The sequence below is a fragment of the Halobellus marinus genome (assembly GCF_032113415.1).
Classification (GTDB): domain Archaea; phylum Halobacteriota; class Halobacteria; order Halobacteriales; family Haloferacaceae; genus Haloquadratum; species Haloquadratum marinus.
Map to the genome: position 1 here is coordinate 97,008 of NZ_CP134948.1, position 22,640 is coordinate 119,647.

Below are 22,640 nucleotides of genomic sequence, written 5' to 3' on the forward strand. Positions count from 1 at the left end.
GAAGTCATTAGTTGGACCGGATTCGGGGGGCAATCATCGAGAGAATCTCGCACTCGCCGTCTGCAAACTCGTATTCGATCATCATTGGAAAGTCCGTCCCGAAGGTGATGCTGATTGCAGCGTTCTTCGGGAATTTCCGGGAGATGTCCTTAACGTAGTCAAGCGAAAACAGCGCCTCCGCGTCGACGGCGGTCAGCTCGGTATACTCCTCCTCCGTAAGTTCCAGGGACACGTCGTCGGTGTCGCCTTGGGCTTCGATGAAGACGGCCTGCTCGGTCTCGTCACAACGGATTTGGATGTGGTCGGAGACCATATCAGCTGCTTTCACCCCCCGCCTGATCTGCGATTCATCGACAGTGAACGACGCGGGGAGATCCATGTCCGGAATTTCGGGTTCCGACCTGATGCTGTCGGGGTCGATACACGCCATCGTGAACTCGACGCCATCGATGTAGATGACGAGTTTGAACGTATTCGTGTCGAACGAGAGTTCGACGAGATCATCCTTCTTCGCGAGTTTTAGGACCCCCTCGAGACGTTCGAGATTGAGGCCCAGAACACCCTCGGAGGCGTCGTAGGACTCGAAAGCCCCTGCGGACAGCACACCGTCGTCCATCGCGACGTTTGCGGGATCGACCGCACGGACCTGAATGCCATCAGGCTCAACATTGAACTTCGCCTCGTCGACGATGGCGCGAAGCGTACCGACGAACTCCTTGATGTCACCGCCCATGATGGCGGCTTGGAACTGGCTCGGCGGTCCGGTGCCGACATCGGCCTCTTCTTCTGCGTCTTCCTCGACGTCCTCGTCGGCTTCACCGTCGGTGTTGGATTCTTGCTCCGGTTCAGAATCTGGTTCCGATTCCAGATCTGGTTCGGGCTCGCCTTTGGGTTGGGTATTTTCAGCGGTTTCTGCGGTGGTCGCGTCGTCGACGTCCATCTCAGATTCTACGTCTGAGGATCCGTCGTCGGGTGTGGTCGCTGGCTGTGCGTCCGCGCTTTCGGATTCGGTGTTGGTACTCATGTTTGAGTGGAGTCGTGGTCGCGATACTGTCGGTGATCGAGCTGCTCACGAAGGGAGAAAATCGAACCAATAATAGTAATAATAACGGTAATACCGTTATGAACGGTAACCGTCATGAACTCTTCTACCTCCCCCCATCCCCGTGGGGTGGGCAAAACCGAGCATGATGGTCGCGATCTCGGTCACTCGGGGAAGTCGATAACGTCGGGGTTGATCGAAAGCTCCCTGGCGACGCGGTCGAGTTCGACATCGTCGAGAGCGATTTTGATGAGCCCCTCGAGTGCATCGTCGTAGGCTTGCTGTACTTCACTCTGGTTCGAGGCAGCGTCGAGGCGCTGCTGGAGTGCGGTCTGGAAGCGATTCGCTGCACGGTGGCGTGCGAGTGAGCCCATTTCGAGTTCCCCCACCGACTCGGGGTGCGACAAACGAGCGGGGGGGTCGCAGGTGCCGCGTCCCGAGTGTTAGTCCTACGTAACGATTCGGATGGTGCGATTAGGACTGTTACGTAGGATATGGGGGTGTCATCCGATCCGTCTCGTCGCCTACCACCGTTCCACAGGGTAACGAGAAATGGTCGAGGTTGCCGTCCGGATCGGGAAGTTCTCCGTCATCGGCAAGGCCTTGGAGCTCCCTCCAGAGCTTGCGAATCGTTGTCGGGGTCGTGTAGCCTTCCTCGGCAAGAGTTTGTTGGGTAAGTCGGAGGTTGCTTTGCCCACTCTCTTTGAAGGCGTGATAGAGACACGCTGCGGCGACGCCGTTCGGTTGCCGGCCGTTCGCGAGGACACCCACAGCGTTCGATCTGGAGAGCTGGTAGGCACGGCGTTCGAGACGAGGGGAGGCATCAACGGCACTCGCGAGTCGTGGGATGTAGTCCTGCGGGAGTGGTGGAGGCGTTGCGAGCTCAAGATCTTGATTTAGGCATTTGTAGTCCTGATTGATTTCTTTAGTATCGACACGAGCGACTTCACCAATCTCTTTGAGCGTGCGTAGCAGGCGTTCGAGACGGCAAGCAGCGTACACACAGGCGCTCGCCATGCCTTCGATGGAGTTGCCAGCGAGCATTTCTTTCTCACACACCTCGCGGTAGAGGTCAGCGACGCGGTCGTGGATAGAGCCGGAGAGTTCGAGCGCACTGATGAGGCGAGCGATTTCGCCGAGGCCGAGGCGGAGCGAGCGGTCGCGACTCGAGCCGGTTTTCGATCGACTATCCCACTTACGGAGTCGACGGAAACGCCGTTTGGTCTGACGCGACAGCGGGCGGTCGTACCCGTCACTGTTATATCCGATCTCCGTCGGGAGCCCCTTATGATGGAGGCGATGTGTGGTGGGAGCGCCGCCACGTTCGGGTTCACGGCCGTCCCCAGTATCGACCCAGCGAAGGCGCCGATCGAGGATATCACGGAAGAGTACGAGGCCACATTCCCCACAGTAGGTTTCCTCCTCGTCAATGACGAGGTACTCGTCGGTTGCGCACTCAGGACACTGTATTTCATCGGTCGATTCCGAGTCCGTGGCTTTCGACTGCTCGTCTTCGGAGGCAGTCTCGCTGGAAAATGACTGAGTCTGCTGCTGGTTCTGCCTGAGGCGCGTCGAGACGGGAGTGGGAGACCCCGACCCGGCGGAAGACGAGCCGGTACTATGGGTCGTAGTGTCAGTGTTCTCGAGGGCATCTTGAGACATATGGAACGGGGGCGTAGACCCCCCAGTTCCTCCGGGGGAAGACAAACTGAAGGCGAGGAATCTGGTCGTAAGCAACCGAAGAGCACGATTCACGGTCCTTCGAGTTCGCTGTGTTCGTGTTCACTCATCGACGTCATCCCCGGAGGAGCGTGTCTGGCGGTGCTCACCGATCGGGATTAGTGGCTCGTCCATCCGAAGGATGAACATCCCCTCACTAGTAGTGATGACGTCGTCGGCGGGGGTCGGCTCATGGTGAGCATAGTGCTCGATATCGTTGCCGAGCAGGACACGGTGGGTGTCCGAGTCGTGGACGCGCAACTGGCGTTCGTAGCCATCGTCAACGTGGGTGCCGGCGAGGGCGAGGGCGAGGACGAACCACCCCGAGTCGGGTGAGCCTCGTGTGGCTTCGAGAACACGATAGACACGGCCGGTGTCCTCGTCAAGGAAGTACACAGTCGGCGGGTTCTCGCGATCGATATCGTGGGCTTTCGAGAGCGTCTGGAGAACGCACTCGTCGTCGAATTGATCGCGAAAATCAGCGAACGTATCGGGAGCAGTGCCTATGTCAGTATTCGTTTTGTTCGCACTTGAGTCTGTATTTGCGTCTGGGTCAGTGTTCTGGGTCATGGGTTCGGGAGATTGCATAGTTTCGGCTCTTGGTCATCCGGGTGGCCCGTTCGCGGATTCGAGAATCCCGAGGATGTCTGGGTCGTGCTTGTCGTGGAAGGCATCGAGGACATCCCACTGCCACTGGAAGTGACCAGGATCGCCGAATTGGTTGACGCCGAGGCCCTGCGTACGGGCGAAGTGTTCGAGGTCGATACAACGGATAGAAGAGACATCACCACCCTCACCAGGCGGAACGTTGGCGGCTTCGGGAAGCGGGGTCTCGATCCAAGCGTCGAAACACGCGTCGTTCGAGGACGTGACTACGACACCGTCGGTCGCCCCAGCGAAGAGTTCGGTGGTGATTCGACCGAGATTCTGGTACACACCAGCGGGAATTGCGAGGAGGTTGCGATCGTGGTCGATGGTAGCGTCAGTGCGGATCTCTCGGGGGTGACCTCGGACGAGCCACTGCTCGTCGTCGTTGAGCCAAGCGCCTCGCCTGAGGCGTTCGATGGCGGCGTCGAGGTGGTCGTGCGTGCGGTACTGGAGGTAGCCGGAGATTCGCGCGTAGAAGCTCATGCTGGATGGGGGATAGGAGATGGAGGCGAGTTGCGGCGAGCGTCGTGGCGAAAGATTCGAGCCGACTGCTCATCCCAACTGGATATGGTCAATTTCTCCATCGGGATCGACGCGGTACTGGTAGCCGACGTGGGGGAATCGACATTTCTCGTAGCCGACGGTCTGGATGACAAAGGGCTCGGTGAGGAACGGCGAGAGTTCGCGAAGGAAGTCCTCGGTGTGCTCACCGGCGTAGTCCCAGAGGAGTTCCTCGGTTTCGTCGTTGATGACGACCTCGCGTTCGTCTTCATCGAGATTGTCGTCGAGGCCCTCGAGGACGGCCTCGCGAACGGTCGGCCGATGCGTCGGGGAGAACGAGGCATATCCGTAGAGCGTGAGGTGCGGCGGGTCTGCCTCGCCGGTATCGGGATCGCGTTCGGGAACCGCAATCTTCAGCGTGATATCGTCGAATGAGCCCGTGCCGATGAGCCATTCGTCGAGAAACTCGCGGAGTTCATCGACCTGAGTGGGGTCGATAGTCGGTGCGTTCGAGGCGGTGCTGAGCTGGAGTGTAGCCATTTCGTGTTGAACCCTCCACCATTTCAGGGGAGCACAAACGGGGGGGTCAATAGTTCTGTCACAGTACCCTTAGCCGTCACTAATTTTTTGACTATCGGCTTGCCTCGCGTCGATATCGAACCGATCTATCCACCGCGCGACGATGGTCGCACCGCAGCCGCGGTGTTCACCGATTGCCTCTCCGGAGAGAGATTTCTCCCAGTGTAGTTCGTACAGGAGATTCGGATTGCGTCACGGGGCCTCAGAGTAGTCGTGAGACCGGGGTTCGATTCTATGCCGTCTCAACCAGGAGAGTGCCGTGTTCTGCGCACAGCCCATCCGCTTTCGGCGACTTGTTCGACAGAGAGGGAGTTCTCGGCGCAGAGTTCGCATAAATACTGCTCATCACCGGAGATCGGGTTGCGAGTGATTTTTTGCGACTACGCTCGTCTCAGGTACGATTCCACACAAAGCTTACACCGAAACATAACTCTACAGCCAGTTGGAGGGGAATTGTCACACGCTCCCTTCCTTCTCCTGATAACCTACGATACTCCGAAACACGGGCAATGTCCGGAGTGTGATGAGAACATTTCTGCTGCACACGTCTTGGTTGAATATGAGTAAAACAACGGAACGACTGGTATCTGGGCAGAGTGTCCCATCTGCGACGATGTCGTGAGTCCCGAGTGAATTCTGAGCAACGACACGACAGCAGAGTCAAGTGTTCTGCACTATTACGCTGCCAGGAGGCCGACTAATGAAGATTTCTGAAGAACTCCAATGTCTGTTTTCAGCTTCGATTGAGGAACAGGACGGGTCGTACGTGATCGACGTTCCAGAGCGCGAGCTACAACTGGGTGATCTACAGCAAGGAGAAACATATCGCGTCGCACTCGTGTCTTCCCCGACACAGAGCGAGCCAGAACAGAGCGAACAGGCTGAAACGGGATCACAGTCCCAGCGTGAGCCACAGGAACCACCAGTTGAGGAAAGTGAGACTCGAGAAGTCGAGATTGAGGACATCGGCGAACAGGGTGATGGCATCACTCGGGTCGAACGTGGTTTCGTCGTGATCGTCCCGGATACGAAAGAGAGTGAGCGAGTCAAAATTGAGATTACCGATGTACGGCAAAACGTCGCTTTCGCCGAGGTCGTCGAACGGTTGAGTTACTACGAGTAATTCCTCGATTTTCGGTGCGAGAAGAGGACGAACATACACTCGCAGTTATTGTAAGAATAGGTTTTCCGTAGAGTCAAACTGCACTTACAGCTCAGGGAAGGTGGATTTCGACGGGGAGGAACGAACGACGGGGTGGGGAGGGGTGAAAGCCCTCCCGAGAGAGTTGTGCGACAACGTTAGAAAGTGTGGCCGGGAGTGAACGGAGGTGTTCCTACTTGGGCTTACTCCTCGAACCTGGCGTTTGCGACGGCAGCGGCGATTTCTGCCTCCTCAACCGTCGCTTCCTTGGTGACGCCGTCTTCATCTACGCTGACGTCGTCGTTCTGGTTCTCGGTCGTGGTCTCACTATTGGATCTGTCCGACCGGTGGTCCATGTCCATTCCGAGGTCCTCGCGAGCGTCGTTGACGGCCTCCCGATAGTTATCGAGGTCGAGACTGTCGCCGTACTGCTCGCGGCTCATCGCGGCGAACTCGCTGTCACTATCGGGGAAGGCGTCGAGTCGGGCTTCGGTACATTCGATGGTCTCGGAAACCCACTGATCACGGGTTTCATTATCGACGCGGGTGGTGGTCTCGGGCCGGAGCGAGACGTACGTCTCGCCATCGCTCTCGAACGCGGATGGCTTCGCGGTCACAGCGACGTACGCCGGGGGTTCGAGGCTGGAGAGGAACGCAGCGGCCTGGGGCTGGTACTGCCCGGCGTAGACAAACATAGTGCCCGTAGGGTCGACCACGCGAGCCTGCAAGTAGTCGTCCTCGTTCCCGACGTCGTTGACTTCGGTTATCGTGCCGACGAGGAAGTATCGGTTGGCGACCTCGCCCGACGGAAGCAGCGCGAAGTTCGGGGCTCGTTCCTCATCAGACTGTTTGAAGACGTGGGTAGCGTCGTTGATTTCGGCGGCGAAGGCACGCTTCGCTACCTGGCGACCTTGCCGGCCGGCATTGCTGTTCTCGGTGTCGGTGCTGTTGGATGTCGCTTCTGGGTTGGATTTGCTCATAAAGTGTTTAGTGACGGTTGTGGAGTCGAAAGTCAGGCTACTCGGGTCGCGTTCTGGTTCGGATTCGAGGTTACCCGTGCTGTTCAGCCTCGTTCACGAGCAGATATCGACCGACAATAGAGCCTTCTACACGGTAGTACCGGCCCACGAGCGCGTCGATGAGGGCGTCCTCGACAACGCTGGTATCGAGAGCGTCCATCGCCTGCTCGATGGCCTCATTGAGCGTGATACCCGCGATGGCCTCAGTCGCTTCGCGGTCGAAGATTGCGTACTGGACGGTCTCACCGTCGTCGAAGACCGCTTTGATGCGAAGGTCGAATTCCCCTTCAACGTCGCCGTGTTCTGCACACCGACCATTCTGGAGGACGCGCGTGCAGTCCCCGTCGGGACACCGCTTGATGAGTCCCGACCCGGACTGGATTGCAACCATCGGGACAGAGAGTTGAACATCTTCGATATCGGCTCTAACGTCGATGTCGCCGTCGACAGGTTCGATGTTCGAGCGCGAGTTGAGGTTGATGCTGTATCGCCCCTGGTACTCGCTGGTGATGACGTTCGAAAGCTTGTAGACGCTACCCTCCTCAAGGGTTGGGAGTTCGGCCTTCGTCCACTTGGTGAACTTGAGGCGACCGCTCTCGTCGCCGATGAGCCCGACCTGGTCGATGCTGTCGTGGGTGGGGTCCCAGAGTTCGACGATTTTTACGGTCACGTCCACCCACTGCTCGTGCTGGTTGATTGAGGCGAGGGTGACGTCGCCGGCGCTCTGGCCAGGGAACTCGAGGTCATCGTATTCGAGGCCGAACACGTCGCGATAGTGGCTGACCGCGGCGCGGCGGGCCTCGTCAAGAGGAACCTTGTACTGGTTGGTCATCTTCTCGAGACGGCTCGCGACTTCCTCTACGCTGGGGAGGTCGCCATCAAGGTCGTCTGGGAACTGTTCGAGGATGCCGGTTGTAGCCTCCGAGAGGTCTGTGTCGGAGACAGTTACGGCTAGTTCTGCGGATTTTGTGTTGCTTGACATTTTCTGGAAGTGGCGCGATTGCTGTCGCTGGCTGGAATGGTTCGACTGGGTGAACGAGACTAGATAGAAGATGAGATTCGAGTGGGAGTGCCCAGAGGACGGCTGCTGGAGCAGCACCCAGGATGTTTGCTCCTCCTCCGATTCCCCTCACCCCCTTGGGGGAGCCAAAACACAGGTATTGGTGGCCGATCGCGACTCACCGGACTTCATCGAGGTTGATGGTTTCCTCGGCACTGATCCAGCCGCCGACGTTCCCGCGCTCGATGAACGCCCAGGTGCCGTCGATGAGCCTGACGAACCGCATCGTTCTTGGAAGGGGACCGGGTCCCGACGGGTACGGGTTGAACTCGTTCTTGTCGTCGGTGACGGGCCGGCTGGGATCTTCGCCGTCGACGATGTCAAGATGGAAGTCGACATCGTCGTCGCCGGTGAGTTCCTCGTTCGTGAGTGGTTGACTGTGACTGTTCGTCGGACCGTGGTCGGAGTTGTTGGTTGACATCGTTCTATTGGAATAGTGAGACTGGATACACGGAGTGAAGTGCTGCTTCTGTCGACTAGCTGTCTTCGCGCCATCTCTGGCCGCAATTCACACAGGAGAGGAGTCTCGTCGGTGGTTCGTCGATGGACCGGAGTTGAACGAGGCGATATTGCGCTCGATCGTGATCACACTCTGGACACCGGCACGTGGTCGTTGGAAGTCCAAGACCCGGCTTGTCGTCGCTCGCCACGGTAGTCTCCGAGGTGTCGGGGGTTGCAACGCCAGTGAGTACGCTCTCGTTCGTGTCGTCCGCTGTCTCCGTCTCTACCTCTCCCTCCTTGTCGTCATCAAGGGCGGTTCCGAAAAGGTCGAGGTCACGGATAAGCGCCCAGAGACGACGCTTACCCTGGGGAACGGGAGTAACGGGAACAGGCGTGGATTCGGGACGGCCCGTCGAGACGACCTCCCGGATGGCCGCGCCGATCTCGTCCCCTTCGGCGTCGACGTCGACGTCGACGATTAGGGCGACCACGTTCGCTTGTTCGCGCCACCAAGTTGGGAGTGGTATCTTGCTATCGTCCTCGTCGAATATCTCGGTGGCTTTGAGCCATTCGAGGGCGTCCAGCTTCTCGCCCTTCTCTTGGTCGAGTCTGTCGACGGGAGCATGCACGGGACGAGAGACTTCTTCGACGCCGGGAGCGCCCAAGGGGGGAATCGTACACGCGCTGTGCACTTGGAAGGGCTGTTCGATGCCCTGTTCGCGGTGACGCTTGGCGTATTTCTCCCAGTCTACGTTCGGGATGTCGCCTCTGGGAGCGGGCCCGTCGCCACGCTCGAGAACTTCGATATGCGTCTCGGAGTCAGCGGCGAGAGTGGCCTGTCCCTGGTACTTCCCGACTTTCCCGGCACGAATCCGAACGAGATCGCCTTCGTGGAGGATGACACCCTGTTGAGAGCGTGTCCACACGGTGAATTTGATGGTATCGCCGGCGTCGTCTTTGATGAGGCCGACCTGCTGTTGGCTCCCTGATTTGGGTTGCCAGAGGGTCGTGACTTCGCCCTGGATGTCAGCCTCGACGTTGTACTTCGAGGGGATAATCGGCACGGACGAGATAGGTTGGATGACGCTCGCCTCCTGATAGAGCTGGTCCAACGTGTTGGACTGAGCGGTGAAGACGTCCTGACCGCTCCGGACTTTGCGTGCGAGCAGGTGTCGGAGTACTTCGTCACCGGGGCCGGTGATAAGGTGGTCTTCGATTCGAGCAGCGGCCTCGTGGACAGCCTCAGCCTCGTTGTCGTCGATATCTTCGAATGCGTTGTTGCGGATGATTCCCTCCCCGAGGACGCGCTCGTTGCGCTTGGACTGGCGTTCCTCGCGCTCTTCGACGAGCTCCTTACGGCATCGTGTCTCGCGGTCGATGCCGACCACGTGGGCGGCCAAGGCCTTCTCGCGCTGGCGTTTGCGTTCCTCACGGAGTCCGTGTAGGCGTTCCTGGGCTTCGAGTGGGAGTCCAGTGAGGTCCTCGTCGGCGAGGTCGATAGGATCGACGTCGCGACCTTCGGTAGTGCGAAGGCTCGCACCGATCCAGTATGCGTCGAGTTCGTAGTTTCCATTTCCTTCGATTTCGAGGCCGAACTCGTCGTATTCGGGCTCACGACGGGCAGCCATCATGAGCTCGCCAGCGTTCTCGAGGCGGATGCCGAGGCAGTCGCTTTCGAGGTGCGGTGACTCGTAGAGGCCGCGCATGGTGAGTTCGTCGAACCGGTCGTCCTGTTCGACGTCGCCGTTCGTGAGCTGGTCGTCTCCGTTGTGGTAGTACGTCATCTGGTAGTCACTCCATCTGGGTGAGGTCTGAGGCGATCTGAACCGACAGCGGCGCTGCTGTCGACCCTCTCTCACTCCCTCAGCCCCATTTGGGGTCCAAAACTGAGCGCAAGCTAGCCAATCGCGTCTTTAGGAACGTGTCACGTCTTCAGGTGTCCCCCGGTCAGTTCCCGCCCGCATTCGCTGGGGGTAGTCGATGAGCGTGTTCGGGCGGGATTATGAGGGGTAACGTCCGGGGACAGGCTACTGTGCTATGGACTGGGTGGTCGGTAGCCGATACGATTATATCAACATCCTGAGTAGCTAATAGTGAGCCTTGAACGGCTCATCATAACAATGTGGGAAAGGCGACTCTCGTCTTTCCACTTCCACACTTCTTGAGCGATTGCGACGTTCTATAACGGTCTGTGAGGACGAATTGAGAGGCTATGGGCGACGATGAGTGTTGCTGGCGCGAGCGATCTAGTCGGAGGCTCTGTTAGAAGGGAGCGGTATTTCGGGGGTTTTCATCAGAAAACCGCATTACTGCGCGGTGATAGGCGCGATACAGTTATAGACGGTTCGAGCGTCTATGCGAATGGAAAGCACGGTCGCTTTCCCACATTGTTATGAGTGGAAACACCGACAGTGTCCACCTCTCTGAGGCTGGTCACGAGAAGAACGGTAGAACCGAAATCGAATATGAGAATCCGACCCACATTGCCCGTCGCTACGATGGGTGGTTCTACGATCTCCGCTCCCTCGATCGCGAGGAACGCCGTCGCTTGGACGGTAACGTGGAGTCGCCGACTATCCGCTGGCACGCTGGCCTCGATGAGCCAGAGCGTCGCCTCGATGCGGACGACGTGGAGTCGCAAGGCGCAATCTCTGAATTCACGTCTGGCTCCGAACATGAGTTCGAGAGCGAGAGTTCCGATGATTACTACGGCTGGTACAACGACCAACCGATGGTCCCATCCCGTAGTGACGAGCGGAGGGCTGAGATGAACGCGAGAGGCCGTCCGGCTGACGCGATCTCTGAACCCGACGCTCTCTCGACTGGCGAGTACATCTACATGGGCCACGACCGCCTGACCGACCCAACTGGCGATCAGTTGACGGGCACAGCGTCTGGTCTTGAAGAGTACATCCCCACGAGTTCGTCTACTGCCCCCGTACAGTTGGGACAGAAGCTCGAACCTGTCGAGACCCTCGACCCGGACACTCAACGGCTTCGTGAGCTGAAGATCATCCCCAACGATGAACAGACGCCTCGCGAATCAGAAGGTGTCACGACGTCCGAATTAGAAGTGCTGCTTCCCTATGGCGAAGTTGCCTCCCTTCGGAGCGTCGTGCCGAACCCCGAGGACTACTCTCGGTCGTCGATAGCCGGAATCGAATTCCGCCTAGCGTTGGATGAAGAGCTCAAGCGGAGCTCTCATGGTATCGACGAAAACGGTCACATGACAGGTGTGGCTGCTCTCTTGAATCAACACACAGACCTCCTTGCTCGTTTCCGCACGGAACACGATCGCACGCTTCCTGAGCGACGGGATCGGAACCGGCGGAGCTTCGAACAACGGTTCAAACAGCAGATCTACGACCGAGCTGCTCCGTTGCGCGAGCTGGGTAAGGAAGATCCCGATCTTCGTGAAGAAATTCTTGCCGAGACACGCAGACTGCTTGACGGGAATGCACTGCACGAAATTCGGAAACCACCGGTCACTGTCGCTTCCCAACTTGCACGCCGTGTGCAGGCTGGGACGGACATCACGACCGCGTTCCTTTCGCTTGTCGAAGAGGAGCAGACCGACCCGAGAAACGTCATCAGGATCAACGCGATTTTGAAGGCGAATCTCGCGTCCTCGAAAGGCTATGTCACGACACAGGGCGTCGTGAAGAAAATCTACTATCCACCAGTTCCTAGCCTGAAGTTTGCTATGATCCTAAAGGATGGTAACCGCCGCGAGGATGAGGTCCGGGTTTCCGTCTGGGAGTCCAGCGAATACGAAGAGACTGCGTCAACGGCTGACCCCGGTGATGTCGATGGCGAAGTCCTAATCTCGAAGAAAACCTTCATTGAACCGAACGAGGGCGACACTGTGCGTCTGGTGGATTTCAAGCTTCCACGCGAGAGATCCAAGCAGACGTATCAAGGTCAACCGAAGCTCGATTCACGATGGGCATCTGAAATCGAGATTGTCGAACGCGCTCCTGTCAAGTTATCCGATCAGACGTCGACGACTGCCAGACCGCAATATGTTGGTCGTTCGTCGAGTCCGTCTGATGATGGTGAACCAGTTCCCCGGAGTGAGGCTGCGAATTTCGACGGTGAAGTCTGCGTCTCCTGGCCCGAGCCAGTGATGATTGCTGACTTTATCGCCGATGAGCTCACCCGCATTGCCCAGACTGGTGATACTGCATGAGTACACGCGTAGTGCGTACTCCTCGGTATGGATTCGATGACGGAATACCGTCTCCGTACTGTCACCCCGAAATGTAACGAACCCTAACAACCACCCGAGTTCCCCCGACGAACTCAGAAAACTAATCCTTCCTTTTCACAGACCACAGAGCGAGCGGTCTTGATATCGATCGCGATCTCGCAGTCATCCATGTTTAGGATATCGAGACGATATCGAAAGAAGTGGAATGTGGGGGATGTGACGGATGTGAGGCTACAGTAAATGTGAACGGCAAATCATCTTATAACGTGACAGCGTTGGGTGCGGTACGGTTGCGAACCGGGATGTTTAGTCATCCCGGCCGCTGACGCGACCGGTCGAAACACCCTCCAACAACACGGAATTGGCTCGGCTCGGCCCTCGTTGTGTCATTGACGTGGGCGGATCGAGCGGATTCTCCCTCCACCGATGACACCGAGACCTCCACCGACAGCGAATAGGAGACGGCGATACACAGTTGATGCCCGCGTAACTGGTCGGCGATCGCGATGACGAGCTGGCGCAGCGACGACAAGATGAGTATCGATGAGCAGTGGTACGAAATTCAGTTGTCGGTCCCGTGGGTCGTCGCCGGCGCGAAGAGCGTCCAAGACGCAATCAACATCGCAGTTGCGGAAGTCGGTACGCGAACGAAGTCAACAGAAGCCCGGTCGTCGGAGATCCTCGTCCAAGATGTCGTCTGTCCCTCCTGTGGGTATGAAATGGAGGCGGCGCTCTGTACGACGGATTTTGCGCTGGTCGTACTGACTGTTATCGTCGAGATGTTGGCAGAGTCTCACGAGGAGAGCGAGCGTGTCGCGAAGCGCGAGTTGGGCGTCCGCATGAAGGACATCCCGCTCACGGTGTTGGAGACGCGACCGGTTGACGAAGCGGATGAAAAGCCAGAAATGAACTTCGTGGATCTTGGTCGCGACGTCCAATCCAGAAACGAAACAAAGCAAACGTGAGTTTAAGCGGGGTCAATCCGAAGGATTAGCATAAAATATTCCCGAGAAGAACATTATGCGTGAATAATACATTCTATATGGTTTTTACTGTAAATAGATCCTACCGGTTCATCATACTTCCAGACGACTACACTAAATTCTTTTATTACAACCTCAAAGCGATCTAATCAGGCGAACCGTTTCAGCGAGGATTTAGAGATTTCTCTAAATCGAGTATCCTCCATTACAATATCAAGGATAGTCTCAGGATTGTGGAGTAGCCGATGAGAGTTGTGGCGGCCGCCGCCTTTTCCCATATTTACCTCTTTAGTTTCAATTACCTGACTGAGTTGCATCTCATCAAGGATATCCCGAAACCGCCGTATCCCGATCGTGTCCATATCTATTGCGTTAGTGATCTGCTGGTACGCATCATATAGTTCACCTGTGATAACATAATCGTCGCGCGAGTAGAGCGACTTGGCAGAGATCGAGAGGCATGCGGCTTTCATTTGAGTTGGGGTTCCCTGGAGGAAGTCGCGGAATCGATCCTTTTCAAGTGTGTCCTGAGCGCTTCGCACATGATCTTCTCCAACAACGTCTGATCCCTCGCGATCAGCAAGCTCTCCCGCTGTCCTGAATAATCGCATTGCCTTTCGCGCATCTCCGTGTTCCTGTGCTGAGAAAGCCGCAACAAGAGGAATAACGTCATCGGTTAGGACTCCATCACGGAAGGCGTCATCACGGCCTCGAAGAATTTCTTGAATTTGATTTGCGTTGTATGGGTCGAAATTGAGTTCTTGGGTCTGGAAGGCACTCTTCGTGCGTGGGTTTAGCTCGTCGAAGAAATTGATTTGATTGCTTATTGCGATAATTCCAATTTGACACGACGTATCATTCGATTCGACAGCCTTCGCGAGACTCATCAAGACGTGGTCGCTCTTGAGAAGGTCGACTTCGTCGAGAATGATGATAGCCGAATCATAGTGATCGAGAATCTGCCAGAGGCGTTTGTAGAACTTGTCTTTCGGTAGCCCGGTATCGGGCATTTTCACGATGTCTTCATTCTCGTCATAAATATCCTCGTCGTTCAGCTGTTGCCCGATTGTCGAGATGACTTGAACTTCAGTTGAGGATTTCGAACAGTCTAGATACGTATGACCTATTCGGATATCCTCAACAGATGCATTGACAGCGCGACGAGTGACGTATCGGGAGACAAGAGATTTTCCCGTTCCTGTTTTCCCGGTAATTGAGATATGATTTGGGGCACCACCATAGACAGCGTCGTTCAGACAGCTGCTGATAGTGGAAATATAATCGTCACGTCCGACAATTCGATCGCCATCAGGTACCCAACCGACACGGACCATCTCCTTATTTTGGAAAATTCCCTTCCGTTGAGAAAAGAGCGGGTCGTCAACTTTGAATTGTGTACCGTCCCCGTCGCTTGATGGCGGTTTTCCATTCTCGTCTGGACTCCCCTTCGGTTCCGATGTTTGGACGCGATATCGGTCGTCTTGACCGTCTGAAGACGCAGATTCCAAATCTCGACTTTCATCGGAAGTCGAGGTCTCGTTTGACATAGAGGCATCGACGAAACCTGATTACTTAAATGTATTCCCACCTCGACTTCCGACGTAAATCTACCACCGAAGAGAATATACTGGAAGGACTACCTCGGTCTCCGAACAACCACAGACCCCCAACACACACACACCCCTTCGGTTCCGTCGTTACCGATGAACGTGTACCCCTCACAGGAAGCATAGGTACGATCACGGTCCAGAGGATAGAACGCGCCTCTACGGCGTTTCTGTGCGTTTCAATCTGTTACCGAATTTCGTCTCGAACAAATCAGTCGCTTCGCTTCTTCATATCTAGTACTTCGTCCTACGGAGTTGTTTCAGCTGCATTGTCATAAAGCTATGGGTAAACTAAATCAAATTTCACATGTTTTTATCGTGAGATAGGATACGGATCACCTCTAATATTTTCAGTCTAGTTACCTGCTTTCGTGGCCGCTAACGTCGGAACCGGTGGGGTGTGTCTGATCATCCTATCCTCAATCTGGGTGGTCACCAATTCATCTAACGCCGGAACCGAAGGGGTGTGGGTCAACCATCGTGGGCTGGTAGAGTCTCCCGAGTATAACTCTCGTCTCTAACTTTCATATTCTATTTGTGGGATGCCGAATTATTCACTCTCAACGAGAGTTCTGAGGTAGTCTCCACCCGTCTTTTCATCTTATTTGTTCCGCTCTAATACTAAGAGAGTAGATTCACATGCTAACGTCGGAAATGGTGCGGTATCTCATCTTGATCTCTGGTGAGCTAATACGATCTATCCTTCATTTACGACGGAAGTCTTGGGGTGTCCCTTTGTGTTAACGTCGGAACTCGTGGGGGGCCGACCATCTCTCCTTACGACGGAACCGGAGGGGTGTCCCCTCTCTGAATTTTCTTTCCCCACGTTGGATCGTGGTATATCCGATGTTCCGATTCACCTGTTCGTATGGAAGAGCGAGCCCCGTATGAGATATCACCTGCACTCCCCTGTCAGGCCAAGCACTAACCTCAACATCCGGGTCCTGAACGGCATAGCCAAAAATAAAGTTGCATATTGTTCTATCGCCAAGACGGGAAACTCTGAGCTCTCCCACTGCTGTTGGAGGACACAAGCAAAGCGGTGTAGTAGCACTTCACTATTACTCTCGGAATTCCTCATCGAGGAGGTTGCGCTCGGCGGGGTCGCCGTCGTACCTGAACGAGACGAGTTCGTGGAAGTCTTGATTTGTCCGATCCTCAAGGTACACGCTGTAGTCCGTGTCCGCGTCGGGTTCGTCATCTTCGCCGTAGCCGAGGATGAGATACTCGGTCTCCGTCTCGTCGACGACGAAGTGAGCCCGCTCGACAAACCACTTATTCTCGACTCTGTACCAGCCCTCGTCCTTATTGATGTGGAAGATGCGGCCGTACTCTGGGTTCCCACCGTTTTTCGAGACTCTGATGGGATACATCGTCGGAACGACGTACTCGTCGGAACTCTTCCAGTCATCGATATCGACGGCCAGATCGAAGGTAAGGTCGACAAGCCAGACAGGGCCGTGATATTCGGTGTGATCCTTGTATTCGTTAATGATCCGGTAGAAATGGTACGGGTCGGAAACCGAGGCGGTGAGCGGGAAGACAGGCTCATCCGAGTCAGGCGTCGGGGTCGAACTCTCCCCACCATCATTCGTCCCGCCACTAGCGCTAGAGCTGGAGCAGCCGGCGATCGCGGTGATTGCTCCAGCACCGGCGAGCCCACCGCCCTCCTGGAGGAATGATCGGCGACCGAGAGTACTGTTCGAGTGCTGTGCGTCCGTGGAGGTATTGTTGGAGTTCATGATTGGAATGAACGAAATCGACCGAGAACAGCGGTTACACCGCCTCTTCGATCTCCATCACTCCTCTTCAGGGCCCAATACTCACACGATGCCGAGGAAGGAGCTTGGTGGGTGTTCATAGTCAGAACTAGCAGTGAAATGCAAGCATAACTCTTCGCGAACCACATTCAATGTAGCCGCCACATTTCACGATGTGTAGCGGGTTGCTCTGACCGCAATTGGTGACGTTGACGGTATCTCCAGATGAGATGAAGTCGTACGAAAGGCTCAAATCCTACGTTACAGTCCGAACGTAGATGCCGTTTGGTGTTGCGTAGGACAAGAACGGAGCGCCGGAACTTGCATCCGTCTGAAAACTGCTGGCGGATGGTCGAATGGTACAGAAAGTGAGATGCGAGAGCCAGGTGCGTCGTCAGACGTGGCATTGGCAATACTGGCCGACCTCCAAGGACCACGCTCTCAAGCGTATGGTCGGGTCGGCTGTGACTCTCGACGGGGACTCTGCGATGAGTTCGGTGGCGTTGCCAGATTGCTTTCTAGTGTTGCTATGAGTGGACACGGGCAGGACTCGTGCCAAGACTCCGGGAACGGAACCGATGGAAACAGAGTCGAACGGTCGGTGAGGGCTAGCGATTGATCATCGTGAGGCCCGCGATCTTCGACGGAGGCAGTGATAAGCCGACCTCATCGATGGGGCGAGCACTAATAGATGGTCGAATCGCCCCTCACCTCCTTCGGGGGGCAAGAACTGGAGAAAAGAAGCGCCAGAGGGAACCAGAAATGGGTAGAAGCTAGTCAAGGGTCAAGAGCCGATGCAACTGCATACCGCTTGAGACCAGCGAACCGCCGACGTACCGGGGGCACTCGGCAGATTTTCGATGCACAGTGACGGCGTGCCGGAGGGCGACGTTCACCCTAGCCGGACGGAAATATCCCGCGCCGCCCTTACTGGGCGGGAGCTGGCTCCGACTCGATGTCGCTGCCGGCAGGAGCGAGGTCCTCGGCTGCCGCCTGGACTGCCGCTTCGGTGGCCGAGATATCACTGTTGTAGACGCTGAGAACGGCGTCCGCTGCATCCGATTCACCGCTCTCGAGCGCGCCTAGTCGCGCCCGGGTTGCGTCGATGGTTTCAGCCATCCACGAGTCGCGAATCTCCCCGCCCACCGTCGAGATGTGCTCGGGCTGGATGGAGACGTTCACGCCGGCGTCCGTCTCGTACTGGTGGACCTTGCCGACCACTGCGACGAACGACGGGGTCTCGGCCGAGCGGAGCACAGCCATCGGCTCCTGCTGGTACTGCCCCGCGTAGAGGTTCACAACTTCACCACCTGCCATGACGCGCCCCTTCCAGAACTCGGAGTCATCGCCGACATCCGAGGTTTCGATGAGAGCACCGACCACGAGCACGCGGTTGACCGCCTCACCCGAGGGGAGTAGCGTGAACTTTGGCGCACGATCGTCGCCCTCGTCCTCTGGACGGGTGAACGAGTGGGTCGCCATGTTCAGCTCTTCAGCGAACACGCGCTTGGCAGGTTGGCGCTGCGTGGCGGCGTCTGCGAGGGCTGCGTTACTGAGGCCGGCATTCTCTCCCGAGTAGGAGATCTCCTCGACCTCGTCGACGAGGAAGTACTCGCCGATGACCGGGCCCCGGATATCATACGTCCTGCCGATGAGCAACTCACGGAGCTCCGTTTCGACGACGCTGGGATCGAGGGCCTCGGAAGCCATCTCCATGGCGTCATCGAGACTCACTTCGGAGACTGCCTCAGTCATCTCAGCGTTGAACAGCGTGCGGACAGCACGGTTGCCATCGTCGAGGATGGCCTTCAGGCGAAGATCGAACACGCCATCGACGTCACCGTGTTCGGAGCAGCGACCGTTCTGGAGGACGCGCGTGCAGTCCTCGCTGGGGCAGCGCTTGATGAGGCCCGAACCCTCATCGAGGCCGACGAGCGTCCCAGTGGCGCGAATCGACCCGTCCGTGGGTTCGACGGCCTCCTCGGACTCCGTGACGCTGCTCGCCTTGTTGAGCGAGATGGAGTACTTGCCCTCGTACTCGTTCGTGACCGCCGAGGTGATGTCGTAGGTGACGCCTTCCTCGAGTGTCGGGAGCGAGTCAGTGTTCTTCGCCCAGACAACGAACTTCATTTGGGCCGTTTCGTCGGCGATGAGGCCGACCTGCCGCATGGAATCGGAGTGCGGCTCCCAGAGGTCGACGATCTGCGCCCGGACGTCCACCCATTCCTCGTCACCGAGGTTCGAGATATCCTCGAGAGCTATCCGGTCGAAGCCCCGGGAACTGCTGTTACCGGTGCCGACGAAGCCGGCAACCGCCTTGACCCCGTCCGAGAGGTCGTTGGATTCGAGGTCGTAGTCGTTGATGACGTTACGAACTGTCGTCTCGACCGCCGTCTCGATCGGAACGGAGAACTCCTGCAGGGCCGCAATTCGCTCTTCAATGCTCGACACGGGGATCTCCACGCCCATCTCGCCGAACTCGCCGCTGATGTCTTCCGCGCGCTGTGCTACGTCTGTGGTAATGTTTGCACACATGTTTGTCACTCTCTGAGGGGATTTCTGAGAAACGGCTTCGGGACTGGGCACTCGACCGTCGCGCCCCACCCCACCCGCTCTCCCTCACCCCCTTTGGGGGCTAATACTCACGGGAGACGCAAGCAGGATAACCGGAAAGCGACGATTGGGACATCCCGACCGCCGCCGTATGGACTGATTCGCTCCGAGGTTGAACCCCGGATCTCGGCGAGAATGAACGCAGTCACCGCTGCGCCCCTCTCTGACTTCCCTCACCCCTCTTTGGGGACCAAAACTCACGCTGCGAGGAGCTGGGGAAACCGAGAGAACAGAGGCACTTTGCCCGTCCGAGCCGTCTAGTCGGAAAGCAGTACGTACAGAATCGCGTTCACATCCTCGACGACTAGAAGGTGTAGTCGTCGCGATCGCGAGCTTCGGCACACGCCTCGCAGAGGATGTCGAATGGCGGCCACCCGGTCAGTCCGTCGGCATCTTCGAGGAGCGTGGTCGGGACCAGGCCCGACATCCCACACCCACCGTCACACGACGCCCAGGAATGGCTGACCGCGGCGAACGTCTCGCCATGTGGGTCATGGTCGGGCTTCCTGAACTCGGGGCCATCGCCGGTCTTGAACTGAACGCTCACGGGTTCTCGCGGCTCAATTTTGGCTTCGGTCGCTGATCTGCTGAAATCGCTGTCGATACGCCGCTCATCGGGGTTGATGTTGTCGTACATCTCACTTCCCTCACCCCCATTTGGGGTCCAATACTCACGCTGCGAGGAGCGGGGGTACACACGGAACGAACGGCGCGATCAGCCCGCCGGCCGAACAGTTCGGAACAGCGCCGTTACCTGAAGAGTCGCGAGAGGAAGCCCTGTTTCTTGCGTCGTTCGCGTTCTTCGGCCTTGATACGTTCGTTCGCCTCTTCGTACTCCTGGAGGACGGCGTCGATTCCTGTGAGTGTCTCTTTTGCCGTCTTTGCGTCTTCGCGCCGAATCTTCGGACGCATAATCTGCTTGACTCGCTTCACGGGGTCGTCTGGGAGCTCGGCAGCGTCTCTCGAGAGCTCCCCGAGGTGCTTGAGTTGCGTACGATACTGAGCGCGTTCCTCCATCAGCTCATCCATCGTTTCGAGGTAGACCCTGAGGACAAACCGGAGGCGTTCGTTCTCCTCGCCCTGCTCGCTGAGTTCGGCGAGTTCCCTTGATTGCCGGTCGAGTTTCCGAGCGAGAATTCGCTGGTCTTCACGAGCGAGACGCATTGCCTGGTCGGTCGCGGAGTAGCCCCGGATCTCACCGATGGTCCAATCCGCTGGGTACTTCTCGTCATCATTGAGCGTCGGGTCGGTGCGTTCCCATCCCGGCCCGGCGTCGCGAGCGGACGCTTCCATCATTCGCTGGGTGCTCTCGTCGAGGTCGGAATCGGTGTCCACCCCACGCGGGTCAGCGGGTTCGCGACCATCCGTCGTCGGCGGCGCGGCCCCTGGCCCGGCCGTTCTCTGCCCTGAGACAGGACTATCATCAGCACTTGTCCCAGCTGTCGTGGAACCTTTGGGTGTGGTCGTCGACGAAGCGGCGTCATGACTATGGGCCCGGGCGTGGCTGTTCCCCTGTTCCGGTTCTTGCCTAGTTGCGTAGGCGTCAGCGACTGCTGCCGGGTCGCCATCTTCGTCGGGGTTGACGGGAATGAACTCTTCGTCGTCCTCGAGGGTAGGATGGACATCGGTATTGACGGCGGGGGATCCCCCGTTCGCCCCTTCGCTGTGCAGTGGGTTTGTCTCGTCCGTAGCGGCGTTGACAGTCTCGGACGGCTCGGAATCGGAGCCAATCTTGAAATCCATCGGCGGGAGATCGTGGTCGTCCGCCCCCGAGGATGACGATGAATCCGAGCCGTTGGAATCGGCCTTCGAGAACTTCACACCATCTTTGCTCGGGACTTCGTAGTAATCGTTCACCCGGAGGAGTGCACGGGCGAGCGTGACATCGCCGTAGGTTGCGCCACTCCCGTAGTGACGTCGCTCCCACTTATCGCGGTGCAGGCCGGATTCCTCGAACAGTGCGTTCATCCGTTTGGGGTCTTTCGCCGTCCAGAACGCGAGGTTGTGAGCGAGCGCCATATCTGCCTCGGACTGGCTTGGATAATCGGCGTCATGGGACCCCCACATCGAGGCGTCGCCTTCGTAGAGACGCTGCCTGCGGTCACCTCCCTGAGAGTCGAACATCCGCGTGAGTATCTCTTGATCTGATAGGTCCACACCGGGTCCCGCGAGGTCGGCGAACGTACTCGGACACTTGGAGGGAAGGTACTTCGTCGCGACCCGCTCGAGGGCCTCCTTGATTGCGGGGTCGTGGATGCTCTTGAAGGCGTCTCCATAACGCTCAATGAGCGAACTCGCACTCTGCTGCGCCCGGGCCTCGATGCCGCGGCGACCATCCGCGTCACCTCTGCTTTCTGAATCTTCAACTTCTGTCCCTCTGGTGAGAGTCGTCTGTCCACCTGGTCTCACGCCATCCTCGATGAACTCGCGGTGAACGGTCTCTATCTCATCCTGACGCTTCCGGATTTCTGTGGGGGTTCCCTCGACGTGAGCACCAGTCGTAGCGAAGTACCGTCCGGAGTCATACATCTCAATAGGGCCCTTCCGGTTTCCGCCGGGCGGAAGTTTCCCACTTGCGAGGATATGCACACCAGTCCCGGAAGCGGAAACCTCCGTATATGAGCCGACCTTGTCGATGATTGTTTGCGTCCATTCCTTGATTTCACCAGTATCAGAATCACGACAGTTATCGAGGTCGATACCGACGATGGTGACGTCGTCACTGAAGACGAACCCCAGACCATCGGCGTTCACGCGAGAGTCGTTGAGTGAATCCCAGGCGGTGTCGAAGTCTCGGCGATGTTCGGGGTTGGTAACGTCGGCATTAATGTCACCACTCGTCCGATATGGTTTAGTCGGAATCTTGGTAGATTTTCCGTCACGCATACCTTCACGCCAGCAAATCCAATTCCTGATAGTGCGGATTTTGTCCGGGATCCCGTCTTTAGCTACGTCTACTTTTGGCATGGATATTACCTATTGTCAGTCCGCCTCGTCGCCTCGTTTCGTCGGGCGAGACAAACCGATTTCGTCGATTTTCCCCGACTCAGGGCGAAAACCAACAGACAGCACACGAATTGTGAGCGAATGATCCCCCTCCCGTATCCAATACTATGTAAAATCACTCCGGAGGTGTCGAATGGAGCGATCTGGTTGGTTGATAGCCTGTCTAAAGCGCTTTGCGCACGTGCGCTAAGTGCTGACGCTGAAGGGGTGTTAGAAAAGGCGGATTCTGACGATAGAGCTCCCATACTGCCGATGCGCGTCACACGCGAATTTTGCGCGAAGTTGCGAGCATTCGAAACCCCCGCAAACCC

The 22,640-nt window shown here is 57.2% G+C and carries 18 protein-coding genes and 1 pseudogene; 4 read left to right on the forward strand and 15 right to left on the reverse strand.

Annotated elements, in window-relative coordinates; all coding sequences use genetic code 11:
• Positions 1 to 7: 7 nt before the first annotated feature.
• From RJT37_RS19905 to RJT37_RS19935, 6 genes are all read right to left on the reverse strand, one after another.
• On the reverse strand, positions 8 to 1,024 hold the full coding sequence (locus tag RJT37_RS19905; RefSeq protein ID WP_241964307.1) for a DNA polymerase sliding clamp: 1,017 nt from the start codon (positions 1,022 to 1,024) through the stop codon (positions 8 to 10).
• A gap of 182 nt (positions 1,025 to 1,206) precedes the next feature.
• The gene (locus tag RJT37_RS19910; protein WP_313690649.1) at positions 1,207 to 1,416 is read right to left on the reverse strand and encodes a hypothetical protein; all 210 of its coding nucleotides are present in this window, start codon (positions 1,414 to 1,416) and stop codon (positions 1,207 to 1,209) included.
• A gap of 109 nt (positions 1,417 to 1,525) precedes the next feature.
• Positions 1,526 to 2,704, reverse strand: a complete 1,179-nt coding sequence (locus tag RJT37_RS20760) for a transcription initiation factor IIB (RefSeq protein WP_390209098.1) — start codon at positions 2,702 to 2,704, stop codon at positions 1,526 to 1,528.
• Positions 2,705 to 2,824: 120 nt separating this feature from the next.
• Positions 2,825 to 3,157, reverse strand: coding sequence for a hypothetical protein (locus tag RJT37_RS19925; RefSeq protein WP_313690652.1), 333 nt, complete (start codon positions 3,155 to 3,157; stop codon positions 2,825 to 2,827).
• A 207-nt stretch (positions 3,158 to 3,364) separates the two neighbouring features.
• Positions 3,365 to 3,892: a hypothetical protein gene (locus tag RJT37_RS19930; RefSeq protein WP_114450769.1), complete on the reverse strand. Its 528-nt coding sequence runs from the start codon at positions 3,890 to 3,892 to the stop codon at positions 3,365 to 3,367.
• Between the two features lie 69 nt (positions 3,893 to 3,961).
• Positions 3,962 to 4,450, reverse strand: a complete 489-nt coding sequence (locus RJT37_RS19935; RefSeq protein ID WP_114450770.1) for a hypothetical protein — start codon at positions 4,448 to 4,450, stop codon at positions 3,962 to 3,964.
• 273 nt (positions 4,451 to 4,723) lie between these two features.
• Between RJT37_RS19935 and RJT37_RS20820 the strand changes: the two are divergent.
• A pseudogene (locus tag RJT37_RS20820) lies at positions 4,724 to 5,122 on the forward strand (DUF7837 family putative zinc-binding protein).
• Positions 5,123 to 5,189: 67 nt separating this feature from the next.
• The gene (locus RJT37_RS19940) at positions 5,190 to 5,612 is read left to right on the forward strand and encodes a TRAM domain-containing protein (RefSeq protein WP_112077703.1); all 423 of its coding nucleotides are present in this window, start codon (positions 5,190 to 5,192) and stop codon (positions 5,610 to 5,612) included.
• Between the two features lie 221 nt (positions 5,613 to 5,833).
• Here RJT37_RS19940 and RJT37_RS19945 read toward each other — a convergent pair whose 3' ends face one another.
• From RJT37_RS19945 to RJT37_RS19960, 4 genes are all read right to left on the reverse strand, one after another.
• Complete coding sequence (locus RJT37_RS19945) at positions 5,834 to 6,610, reverse strand: DNA-binding protein (protein WP_245944539.1); 777 nt, start codon at positions 6,608 to 6,610, stop codon at positions 5,834 to 5,836.
• Between the two features lie 70 nt (positions 6,611 to 6,680).
• Positions 6,681 to 7,631 (reverse strand): replication factor A, encoded by a 951-nt coding sequence (locus RJT37_RS19950; protein ID WP_114450797.1) that lies wholly within the window; start codon positions 7,629 to 7,631, stop codon positions 6,681 to 6,683.
• A 196-nt stretch (positions 7,632 to 7,827) separates the two neighbouring features.
• Entirely contained in the window at positions 7,828 to 8,130 is a 303-nt protein-coding gene (locus RJT37_RS19955; protein ID WP_114450771.1) for a hypothetical protein, read from the reverse strand.
• Positions 8,131 to 8,185: 55 nt separating this feature from the next.
• Positions 8,186 to 9,934: a hypothetical protein gene (locus RJT37_RS19960; protein WP_313690414.1), complete on the reverse strand. Its 1,749-nt coding sequence runs from the start codon at positions 9,932 to 9,934 to the stop codon at positions 8,186 to 8,188.
• A 608-nt stretch (positions 9,935 to 10,542) separates the two neighbouring features.
• Between RJT37_RS19960 and RJT37_RS19965 the strand changes: the two genes are divergently transcribed.
• Entirely contained in the window at positions 10,543 to 12,339 is a 1,797-nt protein-coding gene (locus RJT37_RS19965; RefSeq protein ID WP_313690417.1) for a hypothetical protein, read from the forward strand.
• A 527-nt stretch (positions 12,340 to 12,866) separates the two neighbouring features.
• Complete coding sequence (locus tag RJT37_RS19970) at positions 12,867 to 13,325, forward strand: DUF555 domain-containing protein (protein ID WP_245944541.1); 459 nt, start codon at positions 12,867 to 12,869, stop codon at positions 13,323 to 13,325.
• Positions 13,326 to 13,492: 167 nt separating this feature from the next.
• On the opposite strand, the gene RJT37_RS19975 is transcribed toward RJT37_RS19970, so the two are convergent.
• The 5 genes from RJT37_RS19975 to RJT37_RS19995 form a co-directional block, all read right to left on the reverse strand.
• The gene (locus RJT37_RS19975; protein WP_313690419.1) at positions 13,493 to 14,890 is read right to left on the reverse strand and encodes a Cdc6/Cdc18 family protein; all 1,398 of its coding nucleotides are present in this window, start codon (positions 14,888 to 14,890) and stop codon (positions 13,493 to 13,495) included.
• Positions 14,891 to 16,011: 1,121 nt separating this feature from the next.
• A complete protein-coding gene (locus RJT37_RS19980) occupies positions 16,012 to 16,692 on the reverse strand; it encodes a hypothetical protein (RefSeq protein WP_114450774.1) in 681 nt (226 codons plus the stop codon).
• Between the two features lie 945 nt (positions 16,693 to 17,637).
• Positions 17,638 to 19,245 (reverse strand): hypothetical protein, encoded by a 1,608-nt coding sequence (locus tag RJT37_RS19985; protein WP_313690422.1) that lies wholly within the window; start codon positions 19,243 to 19,245, stop codon positions 17,638 to 17,640.
• Between the two features lie 382 nt (positions 19,246 to 19,627).
• A complete protein-coding gene (locus tag RJT37_RS19990; RefSeq protein WP_112077713.1) occupies positions 19,628 to 19,960 on the reverse strand; it encodes a hypothetical protein in 333 nt (110 codons plus the stop codon).
• A gap of 113 nt (positions 19,961 to 20,073) precedes the next feature.
• Positions 20,074 to 22,290, reverse strand: coding sequence for a phage NrS-1 polymerase family protein (locus RJT37_RS19995; protein ID WP_313690427.1), 2,217 nt, complete (start codon positions 22,288 to 22,290; stop codon positions 20,074 to 20,076).
• Between the last annotated feature and the right edge of the window lie 350 nt (positions 22,291 to 22,640).